We start from the raw sequence: 22543 nt of genomic DNA, 5'->3' as shown, positions 1-22543 counted from the left end.
ATACAGACTTAGACCTCAGGTGAGGGCGTGAAAGGGAGAACATGAAGCTGGATATTAGCTGCTGAGTGATCGATATCCTCCTCGTCAAGCTGGTATATCTGGTCCCAGCCTTCCTGGGGACTGTTGAGTAGTATCTGTTGTAACTGGCCAAAGTGATAGTTGATCACGTCGGCTCCCACGCGTCGCTGCCGTTGTTGTTCATGGCGTAGGCAGATGTCGGGTGTGATATTGAAGACGAAGAGACAGGTATGATAGTTGTAGCGGTGCGCCAGTTCAAGCAGGTTGCGCCGGGCGTCCCAGGAAATGGCCGTGCTATCGGCGATAGTCGTGCGGTTTTGTCGCATACGTTTGGCGATAATAAAATGAAAGAGATCGAAGGCTTCACGATTGGCCTGCTGGCTGGCCTCGTCATCGAAGATTACGCTGCGGCAATAGTCAGATGAAATAATCATGGTTGGCGCGAAGCCCGCATGCTGGTTAGCGTGAACGAGGTTGCGCGCAAAGGTGCTTTTTCCGGCACCAGCCGGGCCACAGAGCACGATTAATGTTCGCTGTGGCAGCGTAATGTAGAGCGGCCGTTGTCGCTGCTGGGAGCTTGCTGTGTCCATTGCGATGCTTCTTCTCCTTTGATATAATGCGCATGCATATATACGCCTTTTTAAGAAACAGATGAAAAGGTGGAACGTAAGGTCATATGCAGCTTTTGTGTTTCATTGTATACTAACAAACACTCACACAAATGTTGTTGTTAACAGCATTTTGATGATAAAACCGGCTCTTATCTATTGCGTCTGTCTCTTTGTGTGCAGAAACGAATACAGGTTGGCGCATCTTATACTGTAATATTATGGTAACGGTAATGACGCCCCGCCTGGGCATTCCAGGCCACCTGAAACCATACGCTCTACGTGTCTTTATCGCAAGAGACGCTCCCATACGCTGAGGAGGTTGTTGTGTCTGTAGAGATCGCTCTTACCAGCACGGAAATTCGTGCGCGTTTTTTAGATTACTTCGCGAGCAAAGGCCACGTCAAGGTGCCCAGCTCATCCCTGGTTCCACGCAATGATCCGACGGTGATGCTGACTACCGCGGGCATGCAGCAGATGATCCCCTACTTCCTGGGGCGCGAGACGCCTCCAGGATCGCGCCTGACCTCGTCTCAGAAGTGTTTCCGCACAACTGATATCGATATCGTGGGCAACGAGCGCACGTTGACCTTCTTCGAGATGTTGGGTAACTTCTCGGTTGGCGATTACTTCAAGCGCGAGGCCATCACTTTCGCCTGGGAGTTCCTGACTCAGGTAATCAAGTTGCCCGCCCAGCGCCTGCATCCAACGGTCCATCCAGAGGATGACGAGGCACCACGCTACTGGAGTGAGATCGCAGGTTATCCTGATGAGGCTATTGTACGCCTGGAGGATAACTGGTGGGGTCCTCCAGGAGCGTCGGGTCCGTGTGGCCCAGACTCTGAGATCTACTACGACCGTGGCGTTGAGCATGGCTGTGGACGTGCCGATTGTAAACCGGGCTGTGATTGCGAGCGTTTCCTTGAGATCTGGAACCTGGTCTTTATGCAGTTTTTCCAGGATCGCGATGGGGTCCGCACGCCGCTGCCCAAGACTAATATCGATACTGGAATGGGTCTGGAGCGCCTCTCAATGGTTGTGCAGGGGAAAGAGTCGGTCTTTGATACCGACATCTTCCGCGCCATTATCGATCACTTTGCCCAGCTTACAGGCAAGATCTATGGGCAGGAGACGCGCGTCGATACCTCATTGCGCGTCATCGCCGATCATGCGCGTGCCCTGGTCTTCCTGGCTGCCGATGGCGTGCTGCCCAGCAACGAGGGGCGTGGCTATATCTTCCGCCGCGTCTTGCGCCGCGCGGTGCGCCATGGCAAGCTGCTAGGATTGGATCAGCCCTTCCTCTCCATTGCCGCGGACACCGTTATTAGGCTCATGGGTGACTACTACACCGAACTGCGTACGCAGCGCGACCGCATTGTCGACGTGTTGAGCCTGGAGGAGAAAAAGTTTAGCCAGACCCTCAACACGGGCTTGCAGTTGCTGACGAGCCTCTTGAGCGACCTGCGCCAAAAAGAGATCTCGGTCATTCCAGGCAACGAAGTCTTCAAGCTCTATGATAGCCACGGTTTCCCGGTCGAGCTGACGCAGGAGATCGCCTCTGAGCAGGGTTTTACCATTGATGCAGCAGGCTTTGAGCAGGCCATGCAGCAGCAGCAGGAGCGCAGCCGCGCAGCTAGCAACTTCGCGCAGGCCGACCACGAGACCAACCTCGACGAGGTGCTCCAGCGCGTTGGTCCGACGAAGTTCACTGGCTACCAGGGCATCACCGGCACGGGTAAGGTGGTAGCCTTGTTTGTGGATGGCAAAGAGGTCGAGAGCATTAGCGCGCCTCAGCAAGCCCTGGCGATCCTGGATGCGACCCCCTTCTATGCCGAGAGCGGTGGTCAAATTGGTGATCGTGGAGACCTTCTGGCCCAGGCGGGCGTGTTTAAAGTACACGATACACGCCGCCCGGTAAAAGGACTCTATGTGCATTATGGAGAAATCGCCGAGGGCTACCTGCGCGTCGGTGATAGCGTTCAGGCCGAGGTGATTAGCCAGCGCCGTGAAGATACCATGCGTAATCACAGCGCCACGCATCTTTTACATAAGGCGTTACGTGATTTACTTGGGACACAGGTGGAGCAGCGGGGATCGCTGGTGGAACCTGAGCGCTTGCGCTTCGACTTCAGCAGCCAGCGTGGATTGACTACAGATGAGCTTGCCCAGATCGATGCGCAGGTGAATCGTTGGATTCGTGCCGATTATCCCGTTGATACTACTATCATGCCTATACAAGAGGCACTTGCCACAGGCGCGATGGCGCTCTTCGGCGAGAAGTACGATGACCTCGTGCGTGTCGTCTCTATGGGCAGTAGTACCGAACTGTGTGGTGGTACGCATTGCGCCTCAACAGGCCAGATTGGCCTCTACCTGACCGTGCAGGAGACGAGCGTTGCCGCTGGCATCCGCCGTATTGAAGCCTTAACCGGGCGGGCTGCCGAAGCCTATCTGCGCCGTCGCAGCGCCCTGATTGACTCGCTCGCCGCCCGCTTGCAGGTACAGACCGACACGCTTGAAGCGCGCGTGGAGCAGATGCAGTCTGAGCTGAGCACGTTGCGTAAGCAGGTAGCACAGTTCCAGCGCGAGAACGCGGTACGCCAGGTGGAAACCCTGGTCTCACAGGGGCAGGAGCTGTCCGGTGTAACCATCATCGCGACCAGCGTGGATGTGCCTGACGACAAAGTCTTGCGCGAAATGGGCGAGATGATGCGTTCAAAATTAAAGCAGCCACACGTGGTGGTTCTTGCCGCCCCCCTGGAGGAGCGCATCGCTCTTCAGGTAAATGTCGAGCCATCCTTGACGAAGCGTGGCCTGCACGCTGGGAAAATCGCCGCTGCCGTCGGCCAGAAGCTCGGCGGCAAGGGCGGTGGTCGCCCAGACGTCGCGCAGGGTGGTGGCAAGAACAAGGCTGAGTTGGGCGCCGCTTTAGAGTTGGTAACGCAGTTCGTGCGAGAGAATCTACAGTAGCTCCTTATACGAAAACCAATTCCCATTCGGGGGCGCGGCGCCACTGTCGTAGCTAGCGCTGCGCGCTCAGGTTTTCGAGAGGTAGTAACTTTGCCAGAAGTACGTTCTTTGTGTTATAACGTACACGTCATGCACTTTCGTTTTTGAGGCGGCGGTGCATGACACTCTGAGCGTATATAGCGATGAGAGCGGTAGTCAGCGCGCTGTTTCTGGCGAATGTAGGTGGACCCCATCACCTGTGAAACAAAGAAAGAATGAAATCAGGGAAGACACGCATATGAATCTCTTTCAACGTCTGCGCAATTTGTTTGGCAGAGGACACGAAGAGAATGGGTATTATCCCGAACTAGATGAAGAAGAGTATGAGGTTGAACTCGAGCCTGTGGGTTCGAGCTCTGAGCGTCAGCTCTTTACAGCGCTAGATATTGGTACCGCCTATGCCAAGGCTATGATTATCGAGGTCCATGGGGATAGCGCTGAGGTTCTAGGCGTGGGACACCATCCTCAAAGCTATACACATATGTCGGATGGTATTGTGACCGATATTCCCGGTGTTATCGCCAACTGTAACAAGGCTCTGCTCAAGGCAGAGCAAGCAGCAGGGGGGGTTATCGCGCCTTCCGCGATCATTGGTATCGCAGGCGAACTGGTCAAGGGTAGCTCGACAACGGTCAGTAAAAATCGGCAGCAACCGGCGCGTCCGATCACAGCGGATGAGCTGGAAGCGCTAATGGCTAGTGCGCAGAATAAATTATTGAAGAGCGCCAAGGAGCGTATTGCCGCGGAAACGGGTTACCATAATATCGAGGTTCGTCTAACCAATACCGCCGTTGTCTCGGTGCGTATTGATGGGCAGGCCGTGTCCAATCCTATTGGCTTTCCCGGTCGCTACTTCTCGCTGACGCTCTTTAGCGCCTTTGCGCCACTAATGCAATTGGGCGCGCTGGAGGCGGTGGCCCAGGGGCTGGATCTTACCCTGCTGGCGATTGTGGCTGAACCCTATGCCCTGGCACGTTGTTTGAGCACTAATGCTGGAGCGGATAGCGGCGCCATCTTTATTGATATTGGCGGTGGTACGACCGATATCGCCCTGGTACGGCAGGGAGGCATCGAGGAGACGCGTATGTTTGCCCTGGGGGGGCGCTCGTTTACGCGTCGCATTGCCACAAGTAAAAGCATCTCGATTCGCGAGGCCGAGCGCCTGAAATTGAGTTATAGCCGGGGAGAGATTACAGGCGAGGCCTATGAGGAGATGCGGGCTATTCTCGAACCCGATTGTCAGACCTGGATGGATAGCGTCGAACTCTTGCTCGAAGAGCTTGCCAAGGAGGAGTTATTGCCACCAGCCATTTATGTCGTCGGTGGTGGCTCGGGGCTTTTAGATCTGTTTCAGAAGCTTGAAGCCTTTCCCTGGATAGAGCGCCTGCCCTTCTCGCGGCATCCAATCATTCGCACTGTGCAACCAGAGATGGTGGGACATATTACTGATCCCGAGAGTATGTTGCGTAGCGCCCAGGATATTACGCCTATGGCTCTGGCATACCAGGCCGTTGAATTAGAGAACGATGATTCAATGCTCGAACAAACCCTGTATCATGTTCTAGACACGATGCGCATGTGATACATATTCTCTAGCATATAGATCTTATTCCGAAACCCAACGCCACTTGTGTGTCTAGCGCTTCGCGCTCAGGGTTTTCGGATCAGAATAATCTTATTCCGAAACCCAACGCCACTTGTGTGTCTAGCGCTTCGCGCTCAGGGTTTTCGGATCAGAAGATACTTGAAAATAGGCAGAAAATGTGTCGGGAGAGCGGAACTAGCACTATCATACGTTATTATATGAGAGACACAGGGATGTGATACTACGCTATAATTAAGCTGCACAGCCCGAAATTCGTGTGGATCCGTTATTGATGGGGAGAATCTGGGCTTATGAGTGATGAGCAAACAATTTATATTGGTCCTGAAGACGATTTAACCAGTGTACGTGAGCGCCTACAGCGTGTTGAATCGCGGCATGTGACCATGGTAATACCGGCGCAGACGCAGTTGCGTAGTCATGTGGCCTGGAAGTTACTGCATGCACGAGCACGGGAGATGGGGAAGGACGTGGTCATTGTAAGCTCTGATCCCCAGGTGCGTTCGGTGGCCCAGGCGGTGAAGTTTAAGGTGGCCCAATCACTCGAGGCCCAGCCCAGCGATCCTCGCCAGAATAGTCGCCCGGGGCGCTCGGCCCCGGGCGGTCGAGGACGAGGCACTTCTCGTAAGTCCCCTGAGGGACGTAGCCTGGGGCCTCGCCGGTCTCGTCAGTTAGAACGTTCGTCCGAACGCTGGAGGTCTGCTCCCCCCTCTCCTCTGCCACTCTCTCCCTCTCCTTATATTCAGCCAGTCTCCGAAACCTTTGAGCCAGGCCAGAAAGAGCTACCCAGCAAGCACTCCCAATTTGATGGAAGCTTTGAAGAACAGAAGCGTCCAGTTGAGGAGTCGCCTGCGCGTAAGTTCGAGGCACCCTATGCCTATGAGGGGCAGAGCCGCCCTTCAATTCACTCGCTGCCTCCCCAGGAACTGGATGATGACGAGGCCGATCTGCTACTCGAAGACTATAACCAGGCTCAGAGTATTCGGCGATCCGCCATGCAAGAGCAACCACGTGCACAGGCAAAGGAGTCCGAGAGCAACGCCAGGCTAGCCGCCTCGCCGCGCACCCCCGATGAGGCGAAGCCGAGCTATACAACACCCCCTCTCTCGCCAACGGTCGCGGATGCCATTCTCTCCGATCCCTTCGCGTATTTTGATGATGAGTTACCGCCGCCACCACGTGCCGAGCAACGAGGCGCGGTAACGATAGATCAGCTTGAGAGTGGAATGCATCCCATTCCCGAGACTCCTGTACATGGTGGGCCATCGACCCAGCCCGGTATTATCGTGGATGGCGAGATTGAAGACCTGGGTGACATGGGCAGTGATGACGCCTTTCCGCCTGCCCGCCAGCAGGAGATGGAGTCGGATGACGAGATTGATGAGCTTACGCCTCCTTCGCTGCCCGCGGCGCGGCGTGATCGACGTTCGCTGCCATTGCAGAAAAACTCAAAGCGCCCTATGCCCGGCCGAACCCCTCTGGAGGAGGACCAGGATGAGTATGAGGTGCCGGATGTGGAGGAACAGCCAACACAAATTATGCCACCACGTCCCGCCGCCCAGGCGCCCGCTCAGCGTTTAAGCCGCGAGTTGACCCCAGTGCATTCGCGCGCGGTACGGCCCGCGAGCGGGATACAGGAGCATCCCAATCAGGTAAAACCAGCTTCGCGTAGCAGCCAGGCGTCACAGCGACCATCCAGGCAGGCACCTCATAGCCGTGTCAGCCGCCGCTCTTATCAGGAGCGTAGGCGCGGAGCCAGGGGAGGCTTCCTGGTAGCAGCCGGTATCTTACTGGCGTTTCTAGTGGTTGGTTTGCTGGCCTTTTTTGTGCCGAGCACAGATGTGACGATTACCTTTGCGGGACGTAGTTATAGCCATGCGCTCACACTGGCCGCGGTTCCCAATGGTCCGGGTGTGGTTGGCCCACGCCTCGCGCAAGCCACGAGCGCAAGTGTTCCGGCACAGCGACTCTCACGGGACTTCACACAGAATGGTATTGGCACGGCAACCGGCCAGAAGCTTATTGATAATCAGGTGGCCACCGGCAGCATCACATTTACCAATAATGGGAGCGCTAATATTACCATTCCCTCCGGGACGGTATTAGAGACGCAGAGTGATGGCATTCAGTTTGTGACAACCGCGGAGGCTGTGGTTACGCCTCAAGGTGGTGGCGCGAACCCTGTGGATGTACCTGTGCAGGCGCAGAAGCCTGGGACGAGCGGGAATGTGGGCGCTAAGACCATTACCATACTCCCCGATAATAGCAAGAGCGAGATCGCCCGGGCGAGTTATCTCTCCTCGCCTGACCAGGTAAAGCTAACTTTTACCAACGCGGACCGCATGACGGGTGGCGGGGCTGGCAAGGCTACCGTGGTCACTCAGGGAGACTTGGATGCTCTGAAGCAGAAGCTACAGGATGCCTTGAGCGCGGATATCCAGAACTGGTTGACGCAGCAGAAGAAGTCGCCACAGGATGTCGTGGGGAAGCCTGATCTCCAGAGCACCTTAACCGAAGCCCCCAAAGTTGACCAGGTGGTAGATAATAACTCTTTTACCGCGAATCTGCATGTGACCTTGACGGCACTGCTTATCTCTGGTAGCGATATCCAGAAGGCAAGTGTCAATCCACTGAATGTGGCCTTGCAGCAGGAGCAGAACTTTAAGGACTACATCGTGACTGCCGATGCGGCCCCCTCCATTCAAATTCAAAAGCTCTCGACAAGTGGCACAGGAGAGCACCTGACGCTCAACTTTACCGCCCAGGTAAACACCACGCCCTCAATCAAACCTGAGAATGTACAGCACCTGGTGCTGGGGAAATCGGCGACCAACGCGCGTGCCGAGGTGCTGCATAGCTATCAATCCTACAATGTAAAAGAGGTCCAGATCTCCTCCACACCATCGTTTGTCTTCTGGGTGACGTTCTGGCAGCCAAATATTCATGTCCACCTGGTGCCAGCAAACTCCTGATCACATGTTCAAGGCTAATAGCTGCACCATCTCTGCCGGGCCAGTCAAAGCTAGCCCGGCATTTTTCGTATGACCTCCTTACCTCAAAGGCTCGCGCAGCGAGCTGAGGTGGAAGTGAAGAGATGACTTTTGCGAGTTCCCTGGTGGTAAATCTTGGGTGAAAGTAGACAAAGCGAAGCCAGGTTCGCTAGAATGCAATAAAGAGGGTCTGGTAGGGTGGTGGTGTTCGTACAATTTTTGGGAAGGGGACGTTCATGGGGAGATTGCTCGCATTAGACGTAGGCGAGGCCAGAATAGGAGTTGCAGCGTGTGACGCAACTGGTTTTCTGGCTTCACCGTATACCACTATATATGTTACTCGGGATGAGGCGCAGATCTGGGATGCGATTGAGCGACTGATCGCAGAGACCGATGCAGAGGGCCTGGTAGTCGGACTACCGGTAAGCCTGGATGGTCAGATACATGCCCAGGGTGAGCGAATCATGGCCTTTGTAGAGCGTTTAAAAGCCCATATCGCCGTTCCGGTGACCTTCTGGGATGAGCGCCTCTCAACGGTAGAGGCCGAACGCCTACGCACACAGCAGGGGGGAAGAAAGTCGAAGCATACCAGCGGGCGCCAGCGCTCTCAGGGGAAACGTCGACGTCCAGGACATGAGATTGATGCCCTGGCGGCGGCCGTATTTCTCCAGGAGTACCTGGATGCACAAAGGAGTAGCACAAAAGAGGAATACGAATGATGAAACGACCGAAGAAATCACGTGCTGGTCTTATCTCAGTGCTGATGGTTGCGGTGGTGATATTTGTCGTTAGTCTTGTGGCATGGAATACTTTTACCTCTGTTTTTCAACCGGCAGACTCCAAGAATAACAAAACGGTGGCCCTGGAAATTCGCCCGGGCGAGAGCACGGCTGAAATCGCCAACGACCTGCAAAACAAGGGTTTGATTCGCAATGCGCTCGTCTTTCGCATCTGGGCGCGTGTGCGTGGCCTGGATAATCAGTTGCAGGCGGGTGTGTATAAAAAGCTGACACCTGATATGACGGTAGACTCGATTATCAACCAACTCTTGCGGGCTCAGCCGGATGCTGTCGCGGTCGTGGTGCCTGAGGGCTGGCGTCTCGAACAGGTCGCCAATGCCTATGCGCAATCGCAACCCGCGCTCTCGAATTTTAAGAAGGACGACTTCCTGAAGTATGCTAGAGACATCAACGCCTTTGATGCCTATGTGCAGGGCAAGTACAAAATGTCTGCGCGGGATAAGTACCCCATCTTAAAATCGATTCCGAACGGGAAAGGGATGGAGGGCTTCCTCTTTCCTGCCAGCTACCAGGTCGACCTTAAATCTGATGCGGGCGACGCTATCGGCTTGATGCTGACAACTATGAACGACGTCGTAAAACAGAATAACCTGGAGGCGCTGGCTCAGCAGCATAAGATGAGTCTGTATGATATGGTCAATCTGGCCGCTGTCGTCGAACGCGAGACGGGCCATGCCTCTGATCGCGAGGATGTAGGCAGCGTCTACTGGAACCGCATCTACCGGCCTAATGACGAGACCAATGGGAAGCTACAGGCCGATCCCACGGTTCAGTACGCCCGTGATAGTGATCAAACGCCTGCAAAGTACTGGCTACCGCTCAATACAGTCGGAGGAGATACAGCCTCTAATAGCCCGTACAATACCTATAATACGGCGGGCCTGCCTCCCACGCCCATTTGTAGCCCTGGCCTGGCCAGTATGAAGGCCGTTGCCAATCCCAAACAGACCGACTATTACTACTTTATCGCGGATAAAGATGGCAAATCGCATTTTGCGAAGACATACGCGGAGTTCCAGCAACTGGAGTCCCAATATGGCGGCTAAGCTGAAGAGGCCATACTAACATGGCCTCTCAGTTTCACTGGGAAACTTTGTCCAGATAAGTCGCCGAAAGAGAGGAAGCCCTCACGTGAGGCGCTTCCCAAGGCTGGTCCCTACCGGGTATACAGCATCTTCCCAGATGAGAAGCCCAAGTTAACTTGGACTCTACAATGCGGCGAATGTGTTTACAATTACAACAATGAGAGAGATATAGTTATTTATGAATATAACAATCTGGCAGACAATTGTTCTGGCGCTATTGCAAGGCGTTACTGAGTTATTTCCGATTAGCAGTCTGGGGCATACAGTTCTTGTGCCGGGCCTGCTGGGCTGGGGCAATATGACGACCGACACGGCATGTGGTGGTGAGAGCTGTTTTGTCCCTTTGATCACGGCGCTTCACCTGGGAACAAGTATTGCTCTCTTACTCTATTTCTGGCGCGACTGGTTGCAGGTGGGCAGGACGCTGGTGGTGACAGCCAAAGACTGGAAGAGTGTGCGTAAAGGCACACCGGAGTGGGTAAGCTGGCTGATCATTGTTGGTACCATTCCCGCTGGCCTCCTGGGTCTCCTGCTGGAACATACACTCAAGCGTGTTTTTGCCTCGCCCCTGCTCGCCGCTGCGTTTCTGGTACTCAATGGCGCGGTTCTGTTCCTGGGCGAGGCCATGCGGCGCAGATCTGCTGCAACGTTTTCCGCCTTGCCGCCACGCGAGCGCGAGAAGCAGTTTCGCCACCTGGACTCGCTCTCCTTCAAAGAGGCCCTGGCGGTCGGAGCTGCGCAGGCCCTGGCCTTGATTCCAGGCTTTTCGCGCTCTGGCATGACGATTGTGGGGGGCCTCTCTGTGCGCCTAACGCATGAGGATGCCGCGCGCTTCTCCTTCTTGTTGGGGACACCAGTCATTCTGGCGGCCTCGGTCCTGGAGGTGCCCAAACTGCTGCACCTGCCCGTCTCGACACTGCTGATGGTGCTCTTTGGCGCGGTCCTCTCTGGGATCGCGGCCTTCGTGAGCACCAGGTTCCTGCTCAAGTACTTTGAGACTGGCCGTCTTGATCCCTTTGCCTATTACTGCATGGGAGCTGGCCTCATTATGCTGATCCTGTTCTTTACCGTTCTGCCAGGGCGGGCATAAAAAAGGATTAAAGCTGCACGACGCTGCTAAAGCACGCGTCTACATATCGCGCCTTGATATGTAGACGCGTGCTTTAGCAGCGTCGTCCCACTCTAGTTGCCGAGTGGCTGTTCTGAGATCTGGCTATAGCCACGGAGAAATTCTTCAGTGGTCATGGCCTTTTTTCCCTCTAGCTGTAGGCGTTGTACCTGTAAGAGGCCCGAGCCGGTCGCGACCACTAGTACCTTCTGTCCGGCATGCTCGCGAACGAGGGCGGTACCCGGCGCGACTGCTGTAGCGGGCTGGCGATCCAGGGGGCGGGCTGCCAGAATCTTGAGCAGCTTGCCTTTCCACGTGGTGTAGGCGCTGGGCCATGGCTGGTAGGCGCGAACCTGGCGTGAGATGGCGCCCGCCGAGCGTTCCCACTGGATACGGCCATCCTCTTTCTTCAGCATACGCGTATGCGTCGCGTGCTCCTCATCCTGGGGCTCAGGCGTGATTTTTCCCTGAATCCAGAGCGGAAGGGCCTCTAAAAGCGCCTCTGCCCCCAGGTCTGCGAGTCTGGGGGTGAGTGTTCCCGTGGTCTCGTCTTCAGCCAGGGTCAGCGTGCGCCTGAGCAGGACGGGGCCGGTATCGATACCCGCGTCCAGGAGCATAATAGAGACGCCGCTTTCAGCATCGCCCTGGAGGATACATTCAGCGATAGGGTCGGCTCCTCGATACTTGGGGAGGAGCGAGGCATGGACGTTGAGCGTTCCATAGCGTGGCTGATCCAGCACATTTTGTGGTAGAATCTGCCCGAAGGCGGCCACAATGTAGAGATCGGCCTTGTAAGCGGCGAGCGCCTCACTATTTTCAGCCTTCTTAAAAGAGCCTGGCTGCCATACGGGCAGGTCATGCTCTACGGCGGTCTGTTTTACGGGGGAGTAGACGATGCCGCGCCCGCGCCCGGCTGGTTTATCAGGCCGGGTGATAACGGTCACGATCTCGTAACCTTCAGGGAGAAGTGCTCCTGGCTTTGAATGCTGGATTAAGGCTTCCAGGGCAGGGACAGCAAATTGTGGTGTTCCCATATAGATGATGCGTAACAAGTCTTACCCCTCTACTACAACTCTTGCTAGATAGCGTTTACCCTTGTATTATGGTATGTATCTTGTTGTGTTTAGCGTCGCTAAGGTCATGTTGTGGCGGTATGTACAGTCCTGTTTTCCCGTGTGCCACTTCTGACATGCAAGAAAGACTCTCTTATAGTAGCATATTCAGGCTATTTTATCACTCTTATCCGTTGATAGGGTTATGCTATATTTGCATTTGACTCATCATTAGTATTTTGTCGTTTCTAGCGTGGGAGGAAGCGTCACCTATTTTTATGGAGCCGCCCGTGAATAATGAGTATTCGTTGCAACTGCCCCCGGGCCAGATTGCGCCATCTGCCACCCCCCATACTCCGCGTGATTTCGCGGCCATGCGGCAGCATCAGCCATCCCAGTTGCCCTTTGGCATTAACGCAACCATGCCGCCTCCCACAGACGCACAGCATATCATGCAGCGCGTTGATGAAGTAACGACTCTTCAGCGTATGTTGATGGATCCAAACACGAGTTCTGTGATCGTGACTGGTAATCCTGGAGCAGGGAAGTCTACCCTGGCTGCCCTTCTTTTTCAGCGTCTGCTGCAAGCGCGTAATGCTGGTCAGCCCGCGCCCTCGCGCCTGGTCTGGCTTGAGATTAGCCCCTACACCACGGTCCCAGATATGCTCGCGGCAATATTGAATGGTATCGATGCAGGTGACCCTGGCCTCTTTCTGCTCAAACCAGAGCAACAGATGCAGTGTTTATTGGATGCCTTGCGCGATCCGCGCAAGAATGCTCTCGTTGTGCTCGACCAGTTTGAGGCGCTACTCTACCCCGACGATATTCAGCCGGGGGTGGCGGCTCGGGGCGCGCTTCCCCTCTTTCTCGCTCTCTTGCAGCAGGACCTTGGCGCCAGTCGCCTGCTGCTGACGAGCTATAGCTCACCTTTTGATGAATATGCCGAGAATACACGCGTACGCTCCTGCCTGATCTCGCGTATCAGCATCCCGGAGGGAATAGCCCTGTTGCAACAGCGGGGGGTGCGTGGCTCTCCTGAAGAGCTCTCCCTGGTCTGGCAGCGCTGTAGTGGCCATGTGTTTGCCCTGGCCCTCTTTGGCGCCTTGCTCAACCTGAGTGGTATATCGCTGAGCTATTTCCTGAACTCAGACGATTATCAGCCTATGTGGGCGGGAGATGTGACCTCGCACCTGTGTGCCGCCGTGTACCACTTTCTCAATCCCATTCAAGCTCAACTTATGCACGCGCTCTGTCTCTATCACGAGTCTGTGCCTCTGTCCGGAATCCTGACGACAATTACGGGTGAGAAGGCTTTTGGTGGACAGACGATGACTGTGTTTGAGCATGAGCTAAATATGCTTGTGCAGTACTCGCTGGTCCAGCGGACGTATAACTTAGAACGTTCGGCGGAACATATGCCACTCTTCATCCTGCACCCGCTGCTGCGCCACTACGGCGTGGAGCATTATCTTGATACTCCCGAGCAGCGCACGGCTGGCAGTACCAGCGCAACGGGTCTGCGCCTGGCTCCCAACTTCGACGATACCCCTCAGCAGAACGACTCCTTGCAGGCGGCCCTCTCGCAGGCGCACATGCAGGCCGCTGCCTATTACCTGCATTTGGCTCATGAGACGGCTCCCCCCCAGGAGCAGCGACAGATACTTGGTGATGTCGAGCCATTTATCGCGGCCGCGCGCCATTACTGCCTGGCCTGGCGCTGGCAGCGTGCGTGCGACCTCATTTTCGCCGAACACTTGCATGAGATGATGGTGCAACTCGGGGCCTGGAATACGCTGATCGGGCTGTATACGACCCTGCTGCCCCCTCTGGGCGTCATTGCACGCCAGGATCAGGGCCTGGTCGCCAGTTATAATGGTATGCTGTATGGGCGCCTGGGCGATTATCAACAGAGCATAAACTTCTTTAGCCAGGCGCTGGAGATCCAGAAACAGATGGGAGACCAGCAGGGAACCATCGCGACCCTGGTAAACCAGGGCGAGATGCTACGCCTGCATGGCGATTTAGAGCAGTCGTATGCGAGCTTTGAGCAGGCACATGTGCTTAACGAGCAGGTGCAGGATCAGCAATTGCAGTGCGCCATCTATCATAACCTGGGCTTGCTCTATCATTCTGCCAGGGATTTTGAGCTGGCGTGCAACTACTATGTAGATGCCTTGAAGTTAACTGACGAGTCCTCGTCCCTGAATAAAGGGATGATTTTGACGAACCTGGGTATGTTGCTCTATCAGCAGAAGCAGGTGCGTGAAGGGATTGCCATTCTGCTCGCCGCACTAAGTCTGCGTCAGCGCATCCATGATCCAGCGGTAGTCTCTCTAGAGAAGTTTCTCCACGCTATTGAAGCAAAGCTGGGTCCTGAGCACTATCAGCACCTCTGCCAGGAGGCGTTGGAACTCCAACAAGAGGTGTTCTCACGCTTCGTTCTCCTCAATATCTAAACCTGAGTCGAAGCTGAGAAAATTTGACAAGGGTTCTTTTGCTCGCTAAAGTAGGGGTAGTCTGGTTGCCGGTTGCCAGGCTTGTGCTGGTTGCCTGTCAATTACTGCCTAAAAAGTAAGAGAAAGAGAGTTCGTCGCGCTATGTCGTCTACTGCTGAGTCTGATTCGCGTGCCACAACCATGGTGGAGAAAGCAGCTCCCCCTGGAAATGGACAGCGTGTACAGGATTGGTTTTTGATCCTGCTGGTATTTGTCTCTGGTGCCGTCTCCCTGGCGGTAGAGCTGTCGGCTTCGCGCTTGCTGGCTCCTTACTTTGGGACGTCGCTGTTTGTCTGGGCAAACGTGATCGGCCTGATTTTGCTGTACCTGACCGTCGGCTACTATGTTGGTGGCCGTATCGCCGACCGTTATCCCCGCTCATCCGTGCTTTACGGTATGACCGCTGCTGCGGCTCTGCTGATTGCTGCGATTCCTGCATGCTCACGCCCAATTTTGCAGTGGGCCTTGACCTCCTTCTCCTCCTATTCTATTGGTGTCTTTTATGGCTCATTGCTCTCGGTCATTCTCCTGTTCGCTCTGCCCACGATTCTGCTAGGGTGTGTCTCGCCCTTTGCCATTCGCCTGCGTATCGAACAGGTTGGCACATCTGGACGTATCGCTGGTGTGCTCTATGCGATTTCGACTGCGGGTAGTATTGTGGGAACGTTTCTGCCCGTCCTGGTCTTGATTCCAACCTATGGCACATACGCGACCTTCCTGATCTTCGCGGGCCTTCTACTGGTCGTCTCACTGATTGGCTTACTTTTTTTCGCGGGCGGGAAGCCGAGCCTTCCCAAAAGTAATAAGCGTTTTTTGTTGCTGCTACTGATTCTCGTCTGGTTACTGACAGGAGTGCTCGGAACACACGGCTCCATTAAACCCGCCAGTGGTACGGGTGATGGGGGGCGTCTCCTGGAGGAACATGAATCGGCATATAATTATATTCAAGTGGTGCGCGCGGGCGATGAGACCCAGCTAGTGCTCAATGAGGGTCTGGGCATTCACTCCATTTACAATCCGCATGCGGTGCTGACGCAGGGACCGTGGGACTACTTCATGGCGGCCCCCTACTTCAATAATCCACCCTTTACCCCTGACCAGGTCAAGCGGGTCGGCATTATCGGCCTGGGTGCGGGGACCTCCGCGCGCGAGTTTACTGCCGCCTATGGCCCCATTCCAATTGATGGCGTCGAGATCGACAGCAAAATTGTCGAGATGGGCCGCAAATACTTTCATATGAATGAGCCCAATTTGCACGTTGTGGTTCAGGATGGGCGCTATTTCTTGAGCACCACACAGAATAAATATGATGTAATTGGCATCGACGCCTACCAGCAGCCATATATTCCCTTCCAGCTAGTTACGACGGAGTTCTTCCGCGAAGTACGCTCTCATCTCTCCTCGACTGGCGTAGCGGTCATCAATGTGGGACGCACAAGCGAGGATTATCGTATGGTTGATGCCATGGCGCAAAATATGAAGACCGTTTTCCCCAACGTCTACATTGTTGATACCCAGCGTTTCTCTAATAGCTTGATTATCGCGACCAATGCACCGACCAAGTTCGAGAACTTCCGCAATAACACAAATGAGCTGACCAATCCCCTGCTTCAGCAGGTGGCGAACACGGCTCTGCGCTACGGCAGTATGCGCGAGCAGTTGCAGTCGCATGTCTTCTTCACCGACGATCTCTCGCCCGTTGAGCAAATGACCGACCAGGTTATCTTTGGCGAGGTCAACCGCTTACAGAAGTAGGGCCTTCGCTCCTGCGGCGCTCAGGGATAAAATAATGTGCCTTGATAACGGCAAAGCCGTTGTCAAGGCACATCATTTTACTCGAAGGCTCGCGCAGCGAGCCGAGGCGAGAGCCAGAAGACATTGGGAAGGCCGGTGTTTGCGCAGCTCTGCGCGCTATTTGTTCCGTGTTGTGATATACTAACCATTGTTTCTCTTTGCTCGCTTCGCTATTCCTTGCCCAGAAAGGATAAAGATATATATGAGTAGTGAACAGCTACCCCAGAATTACTATTTCCATAAGCTGCCCAATGGGATTGAGCTGATTGGGCAGTATATGCCCAGCTTGAGCTCGACCACGCTGGGCTTTCAGTTTGATGCCGCGGTTATCCATGAGCCAGCGGATAAGCCGGGCCTGGCGCATCTCTTTGAGTATATGCTCTTTCAAGGTACGAAGCAGCATGATGCCCGTGCGCTCAATGAAGCATTTGAGTCGCTGGGAGCGCGCAAAGGCGCAAGCACAGGGCTGGAGACCAGCCAGGTGTGGGCGCAGATTGTGCATACCAAGCTCGATGCCACACTAGAGCTCTTGCGTGAGGTCATACTCCAGCCTACCTTCCCACGTAATGAGCTGGACCAGATGCGCAATATCGTGCTTCAGGAGATTCGCCGTCGCGACGATGAGCCGATGAGCCGCATCTTTGAGTTGGTGCGCTCAAACTTCTATCATGGTTCTCCCCTGGGACGCCCTATGCTTGGTAGCGATGACACGGTGCGGGCCTTACAGCGCCAGGATTTGCTGAACTTCTGGCAGGAGCGCTATCAGCCCAATAACATGCTCTTTGCCATCGCGGGCAAGTTTGATTGGGAGCATGTGGTGGCGAAGATTGAGGAGTTGTTTGGCTCCTGGCAAGGCAACGCGCAGGCCCTGACGTTGCAGAAGCCGCAACCAAGCAATAGTATTGCGCTGGAGCACCAGGAAGGTAAACAAGAGCATATCGCCATGATGGTCCCCTTCCCCAACTACATGGATGAGGATTATTATGCCGCCCAGGTGCTGAGCGAAGTGCTGGGTGGTGGCATGGCCTCGCGCCTCTTTGTCGAGGTACGTGAGAAACGTGGCCTGGTATATGGCGTCTCCGCGGGCCTGGCTGGCAATAAGCAGGTTGGCGTGCTGCGTGTCTATGCAGGCACCACACCTGAGCAGGCCAACGAGTGCTTGAAGGTCATTGTTGATGAATTGCGCAAGCTGGAGCAGGATGGGATTACCGCCGATGAACTGGAGCGCGCCAAGATTCAGCTTAAGAGCGAACTGGTAATGCGCGGCGAGGGTTCTGGCTCACGCATGGGTGCAATCAGCCGCTCCTGGTGGTATGAGCGCAAGTTTAAGACGATCTCGGAGGTCAAGGAGGCGATTGATGGCGTGACTCAGGAGCAGGTGCTCAATGTATTGCGCCGCTTCTCGCCGCTAAGTCCACTCACTGTAGCCGCGATTGGCCCCTTGCAGCATGACGAACTGGTTGGCGACACACTTTCCTTCTGAGTAGAAGGGGACGACGCTACTGGCGTACGCGTCTACTTCCGGAAGTAGACGCGTACGCCAGTAGCGGTAGAAACAGGATTTTTTATGAGAATACCGCAACGCTTCTTGCTGCTTGGTTCCAGTGGCTATCTTGGGCGTACGCTGACCACCCTAATGCAGGAGCAGCCAGTAACCCTGTTCCCTACCTATCGCACCACAACTCTCTTTCCTCAAGCGTTGCGCTATGATTTCTGGCGCGATGACCTGGCAGACTTCGTGCGTGAGCAGAAAATAGACGCGGTGATCATGGCGGCTAACATGGCATATGAGGCCGTGGACCCTCTTTTCGATGGAAAGCTCTATCGGCGCCGGGTGAACCAGCTGGTTCAGGCCTGCATGCATTGTCGTTTTATCTATATCTCCAGTGATGGTATCTTTGATGGGCGGCAGGGGACGTACACAGAGAGTGATCCTCCCCATCCAACGACTCCTTACGGCCAGAATCTCCACTTTTTTGAAGAGCGTGTGCGCGAGTTTTGTGAGAACTACTGTATCATTCGCCCCAGTTACCTGTACGGTTACTCACTTGGTGAACTGGATCGTCGCTTGCGGCGTGTGCGTGAGGGGTTATTGCAGGGCGAGCATTTTGAGTATTTTGACGATATGCTGAAGAGCCCCCTGGATGTAAACCAGGCTGCCCAGGCCATTGTTCAGCTTGCACTCTCCAATTTTGTGGGTATTGTGCATGTCGCGGGTAAGCCTATGAGTGTCTATCACTTCTACCAGTCCGCGATGCAGGCCTTAGGAGTTCCTGTTGAGCATCTGCATCCCATCTCGATGCCGCCTGAGACCTATCTGCCGCGCGATACCACGCTACGGACGCGCCTGATGAAGGGGTTAACGGGGATAGAGCCATTAGAGATCGCGGAGGCGTTGGCGCGCTATGCCCCGGTCTCCCTCAAGCCTCTGGAGGAGGCGTAAGCGCTCCATGTTGTAGGGTCCATGCTGGCATGGACTCCCGAGCGTAGCGATCTCCCAGCGTTTGGGTATTCCCCATTCGGGGACGCGGCGGCCTGCGGGCCGGGCGAGTCCATGCCAGCATGGACCCTACAGTTTATGTGCGAACAGATGACTTAACCTGTGTACCAGATACGGTAAATGGTCCCGTCTTTATCATCGCTGACATACAGCGCGTGATCAGGTCCTACAGCGAGGCCTACAGGGCGACCCGAGGCATCATTCCCCTTGAGCCAGCCTGTGGCAAAATCTTGCGCCTTGCCCGCGACCTGCCCATGGGTGGTCAGGGGGATAAAGACCACCTTGTAGCCTGTGGGAACGCTGCGGTTCCAGGAGCCATGGAAGGCGACGAAAAGGCCCTGGTACTGCTGGGGAAAACCCCTGGCTCCCTGGGTGTTCTGGCCCTGCTGTTGAGTGTCGTAGAATGCCAGCCCAAGTGGCGCCGAGTGCGCCTGCATCTTGATCAGGGGCTGTGTTACCCCCTTACATGAGTCTGGCTTGCCCAGGTCTGGATCGATAATATCTCCAGCGTGACAAAAGGGCCATCCATAATTTGCTCCATCTACAAGGTGATACACCGTTTCGGGCGGAATGTTGTCTCCAAGCAGGTCGCGCCCGTTATTGGTGACCCAGATCTGCTGGTTCCAGGGATTGATGCTCATACCAACGGCGTTACGCAGCCCCCTGGCATAGAGGCGTCCATTGCTCCCGTCCAGGTTGTAGCGCCAGACGATGGCGCGTTGTGGATTCTGCTCCACGCAATTGTTACAGGTTGAGCCAATAGAGACATAGAGATAGTTGTCAGGTCCAACCAGCACTGTGCGCGTGGAGTGGTTACCGCCGACTGGCAGATTGGGCACGATTACCTTGCGCCCAGTGACCTTGTAGTCCTTGTCGAGGGTAAAGCGCGTAACGCGTGAACCCTCGCCCACGTAGAGTTGCCCAGCGTGGAAATCCAGGCTGGTGGGGTCGTCGAGTCCACTGACGACGACGATGCGCTCGCTGGCCTTTCCGCTGTGGTCGCGATCAGGAAGGGCGATGATACTCTTGGCATAGCGCTCCGCGACAAAGAGCGTGCCATCGGGGCTAAACGTAATCATACGCGGTCCCGAGAGGCCACTATAAAAGGCACTGGCATGAAAGCCAGGCGGCAGCGTGAGCGGAACCGTCGCGGCATCGCCACCGACATAGTGTGTGCCAGTCAGGAGGGAATCAATCGTGCGCCACTTGCTGGCGAGTATCCCCCCACCGATGAGCAGGAGAATTAATCCAACGATGAGTGCGATATGCCAGGGCCTGAGGCCACCACGCTTCCCGGCGGCTGGCAAACTTTTTTCACTGGTGTCCATGTGTTGCGCCTCTCTCCTTCGCCTTTTGTTATATCTCATTATGTCTCATCATGTTTTTGATTATAGGGAGGCTGTCATATATCCGCAAGCTGTTCCTCACGTTTATCCCCGAAAGGTCCGGTATGCTGGTAAAGGTCCAATCGTGCAGTATTTAGAGGATAGGAGAGAAAAGCGCGCTCACCTCCATTATTGGTAGCTTGCTTGACACTAGAGTGAAGGCATGTGACAATGAGCATCCAATCCGTGGAGGGATGTCAGGCGAGCAGATAAGAGAGAGCCCTGGTTATGCTTTGTGCAGGATGCAAAGGTTGGTACATGCAGAGATGAGAAATAATTATTATGAACCTACCCGCACGCTGATTGTACCCTGTCCTAACTGTGGGGCGCGCCCCCAGGCGCGTGCCTGGTCGAATGCTTCATTAGAGCAGGTACGTATCTATGGCTCTGGTAGCCAGCCCAATATGTGGGGGCCTCGTCCCTTTTCCCTCTGGTATGTAGCCGCTGTGGATTGGTACAATTGTTTACTGATCCACGCAATTTTCAAGCAGAGACTGATATCCCGGTGAAAGAAGATATGTACACTCCCGTACCGGGTAGCGATCCAGATTAGCCTGGTCAGAGTAGACTAAAAAGAGAGACCTGCAAAGAGGAGCAGTGATATGGCAGACGAACAGAGTTACGCGAAGCAGACGGATACGTCTAAACGACACGATCAACAATATTATGACCAGGTAATGGCCCGTATTGAGCATGAGCGGGTGCGTTTCATCAACCTGGAATTTACAGATGTGGTAGGGATGGCCAAGTGTGTGACTATCCCTGTCGAGCAGTTTAATGACTGCCTCACGCACGGCAAATGGTTTGACGGCTCCTCAATTGAAGGCTTTGCGCGTGTCGCTGAAAGCGATATGTACCTATTTCCAGATCTCTCGACCTTCGCGATCCTTCCTGATAAAGTCCGCCTATCCTATGCGGCGGAGGGCCATCGCAGCGACGATATTGGGAATGCGGACGTGGTTGCACGTGTGATCTGTGATGTACGCACGCCTGATGGCGAGCATTTTGATGGCGACCCGCGTGCGACCTTGATGCAGGCTCTGAACCTGGCGCGCGAGATGGGCTTTCAATATAAAGTCGCCCCCGAGCTGGAGTTTTTCTTGCTCAGCCTGGAGGACGAGACACCGAAGCCGCTGCCCCATGACCGGCGTGGCTATTTCGATCTCTCGACTGATCTAGCAGCGACTGTACGGCGGCAGATGGTCTACTCCCTGCATAAGATGGATATCAATATTGAGGCCAGCCACCATGAGGTTGCCGATGGTCAGCACGAGCTAGACTTTGAGATCGCCGACGCACTGCGCATCGCCGATGGCTTGATGACGGCGAAATATGTGCTCAAGGCCGTCGCGGCTCAACATAATCTCTACGCGACCTTCCTTCCCAAGCCCTTCTTTGGTGTGAATGGCTCGGGTTTACATATCCACCAGCAACTGATTAATAGCTCGACGGGTCGCAATGCCTTCCTCAACCCCCAGGCTGATTATGCGCTCTCTGAGGAGGGGCGCTGGTTTATCGCCGGGCAATTGGCGCATGCGCCCGCTATGTGCGCCCTGCTCGCCCCCCTGGTCAATTCTTATAAGCGCCTGGTCGGCGGCTATGAGGCCCCGGTGGTTATCAACTGGGGGCGCATCAATCGCCAGGCCTTGATCCGTGTACCACGCCTGGGAAGCGATCCCGAGAGCACGATGCGTGTTGAGTTGCGCTGTACAGATCCAAGCTGCAACCCCTATCTTGCGCTGGCTGTCATGTTGCGCGCTGGCCTGGACGGCATTCAGCGTAAGCTTACATTGCCAGCTGCTATGGACGAGAACCTCTTCCTGCATGACGAGGGTGATCGCCTGCGCCCACGCGCGCCGATGCTGCCCGCGACCCTTGGCGAGGCCCTGGATGCCCTGCGCGAGGACCCACTGATCCGCGAGACCCTGGGCGACGCCATCTATGAAGGCTTCCTGGATGCCAAGGGCATCGAGTGGACCGAGTATCGTGAGCAGGTCCACCCCTGGGAGATCCAGAGGTACCTCTCTGTATTCTAGAAAGATAAAAAGAGAAGGGTGACCGCTGTCCTTTCATTAGTAGGGGTATTACTATTGAGT

Annotated in this window: 14 protein-coding genes; 11 read left to right on the top strand and 3 right to left on the bottom strand. The window is 55.1% G+C overall.

Going from position 1 to position 22543, the window contains the following annotated elements; all coding sequences use genetic code 11:
- Positions 1-8 precede the first annotated feature (8 nt).
- Positions 9-608, bottom strand: coding sequence for an AAA family ATPase (locus tag KTE_RS11305; protein WP_201381059.1), 600 nt, complete (start codon positions 606-608; stop codon positions 9-11).
- A gap of 345 nt (positions 609-953) precedes the next feature.
- On the opposite strand from KTE_RS11305, the gene alaS reads away from it, so the two are divergent.
- The 6 genes from alaS to KTE_RS11275 all read left to right on the top strand — a co-directional run bounded on the left by alaS (position 954) and on the right by KTE_RS11275 (position 11203).
- On the top strand, positions 954-3596 hold the full coding sequence (gene alaS, locus KTE_RS11300) for an alanine--tRNA ligase (RefSeq protein WP_201381058.1): 2643 nt from the start codon (positions 954-956) through the stop codon (positions 3594-3596).
- Between the two features lie 277 nt (positions 3597-3873).
- Positions 3874-5217 (top strand): cell division FtsA domain-containing protein, encoded by a 1344-nt coding sequence (locus tag KTE_RS11295; protein WP_201381057.1) that lies wholly within the window; start codon positions 3874-3876, stop codon positions 5215-5217.
- 314 nt (positions 5218-5531) lie between these two features.
- Entirely contained in the window at positions 5532-8210 is a 2679-nt protein-coding gene (locus KTE_RS11290) for a baseplate J/gp47 family protein (RefSeq protein ID WP_201381056.1), read from the top strand.
- 254 nt (positions 8211-8464) lie between these two features.
- On the top strand, positions 8465-8947 hold the full coding sequence (gene ruvX / locus KTE_RS11285) for a Holliday junction resolvase RuvX (RefSeq protein WP_201381055.1): 483 nt from the start codon (positions 8465-8467) through the stop codon (positions 8945-8947).
- A complete protein-coding gene (mltG, locus tag KTE_RS11280) occupies positions 8944-10074 on the top strand; it encodes an endolytic transglycosylase MltG (RefSeq protein ID WP_201381052.1) in 1131 nt (376 codons plus the stop codon). Before ruvX ends, mltG begins: the two co-directional genes overlap by 4 nt.
- Positions 10075-10291: 217 nt before the next feature.
- A complete protein-coding gene (locus KTE_RS11275) occupies positions 10292-11203 on the top strand; it encodes an undecaprenyl-diphosphate phosphatase (protein ID WP_201370632.1) in 912 nt (303 codons plus the stop codon).
- 92 nt (positions 11204-11295) lie between these two features.
- Here KTE_RS11275 and fmt read toward each other — a convergent pair whose 3' ends face one another.
- Positions 11296-12273: a methionyl-tRNA formyltransferase gene (fmt, locus tag KTE_RS11270; protein WP_201381050.1), complete on the bottom strand. Its 978-nt coding sequence runs from the start codon at positions 12271-12273 to the stop codon at positions 11296-11298.
- Between the two features lie 290 nt (positions 12274-12563).
- Here fmt and KTE_RS11265 point away from each other — a divergent pair, with 290 nt between their 5' ends.
- The 4 genes from KTE_RS11265 (at position 12564) to KTE_RS11250 (ending at position 19005) form a co-directional block, all read left to right on the top strand.
- A complete protein-coding gene (locus KTE_RS11265) occupies positions 12564-14729 on the top strand; it encodes a tetratricopeptide repeat protein (protein WP_201381048.1) in 2166 nt (721 codons plus the stop codon).
- Positions 14730-14870: 141 nt separating this feature from the next.
- Entirely contained in the window at positions 14871-16523 is a 1653-nt protein-coding gene (locus tag KTE_RS11260; RefSeq protein ID WP_201381046.1) for a spermidine synthase, read from the top strand.
- A 241-nt stretch (positions 16524-16764) separates the two neighbouring features.
- Positions 16765-18045 carry a pitrilysin family protein gene (locus tag KTE_RS11255; RefSeq protein WP_201381044.1) on the top strand — a complete coding sequence of 427 codons (1281 nt, stop codon included), beginning with the start codon at positions 16765-16767 and terminating at the stop codon, positions 18043-18045.
- Between the two features lie 84 nt (positions 18046-18129).
- Positions 18130-19005, top strand: a complete 876-nt coding sequence (locus KTE_RS11250) for a sugar nucleotide-binding protein (protein WP_201381042.1) — start codon at positions 18130-18132, stop codon at positions 19003-19005.
- Positions 19006-19157: 152 nt separating this feature from the next.
- Here the strand turns inward: KTE_RS11250 and KTE_RS11245 are convergent, their stop codons facing one another.
- Positions 19158-20390 carry a sorbosone dehydrogenase family protein gene (locus tag KTE_RS11245; RefSeq protein ID WP_201381040.1) on the bottom strand — a complete coding sequence of 411 codons (1233 nt, stop codon included), beginning with the start codon at positions 20388-20390 and terminating at the stop codon, positions 19158-19160.
- A 659-nt stretch (positions 20391-21049) separates the two neighbouring features.
- Here KTE_RS11245 and KTE_RS11240 point away from each other — a divergent pair.
- Positions 21050-22483 (top strand): glutamine synthetase family protein, encoded by a 1434-nt coding sequence (locus tag KTE_RS11240; RefSeq protein ID WP_201381038.1) that lies wholly within the window; start codon positions 21050-21052, stop codon positions 22481-22483.
- The last annotated feature ends 60 nt before the right edge of the window (positions 22484-22543 follow it).

The organism is Ktedonobacter sp. SOSP1-85, from assembly GCF_016587415.1.
Lineage (GTDB): Bacteria > Chloroflexota > Ktedonobacteria > Ktedonobacterales > Ktedonobacteraceae > Ktedonobacter.
Note: the sequence above shows the minus strand (reverse complement) of the source record. Positions and strands in the feature narration are given on the sequence as shown.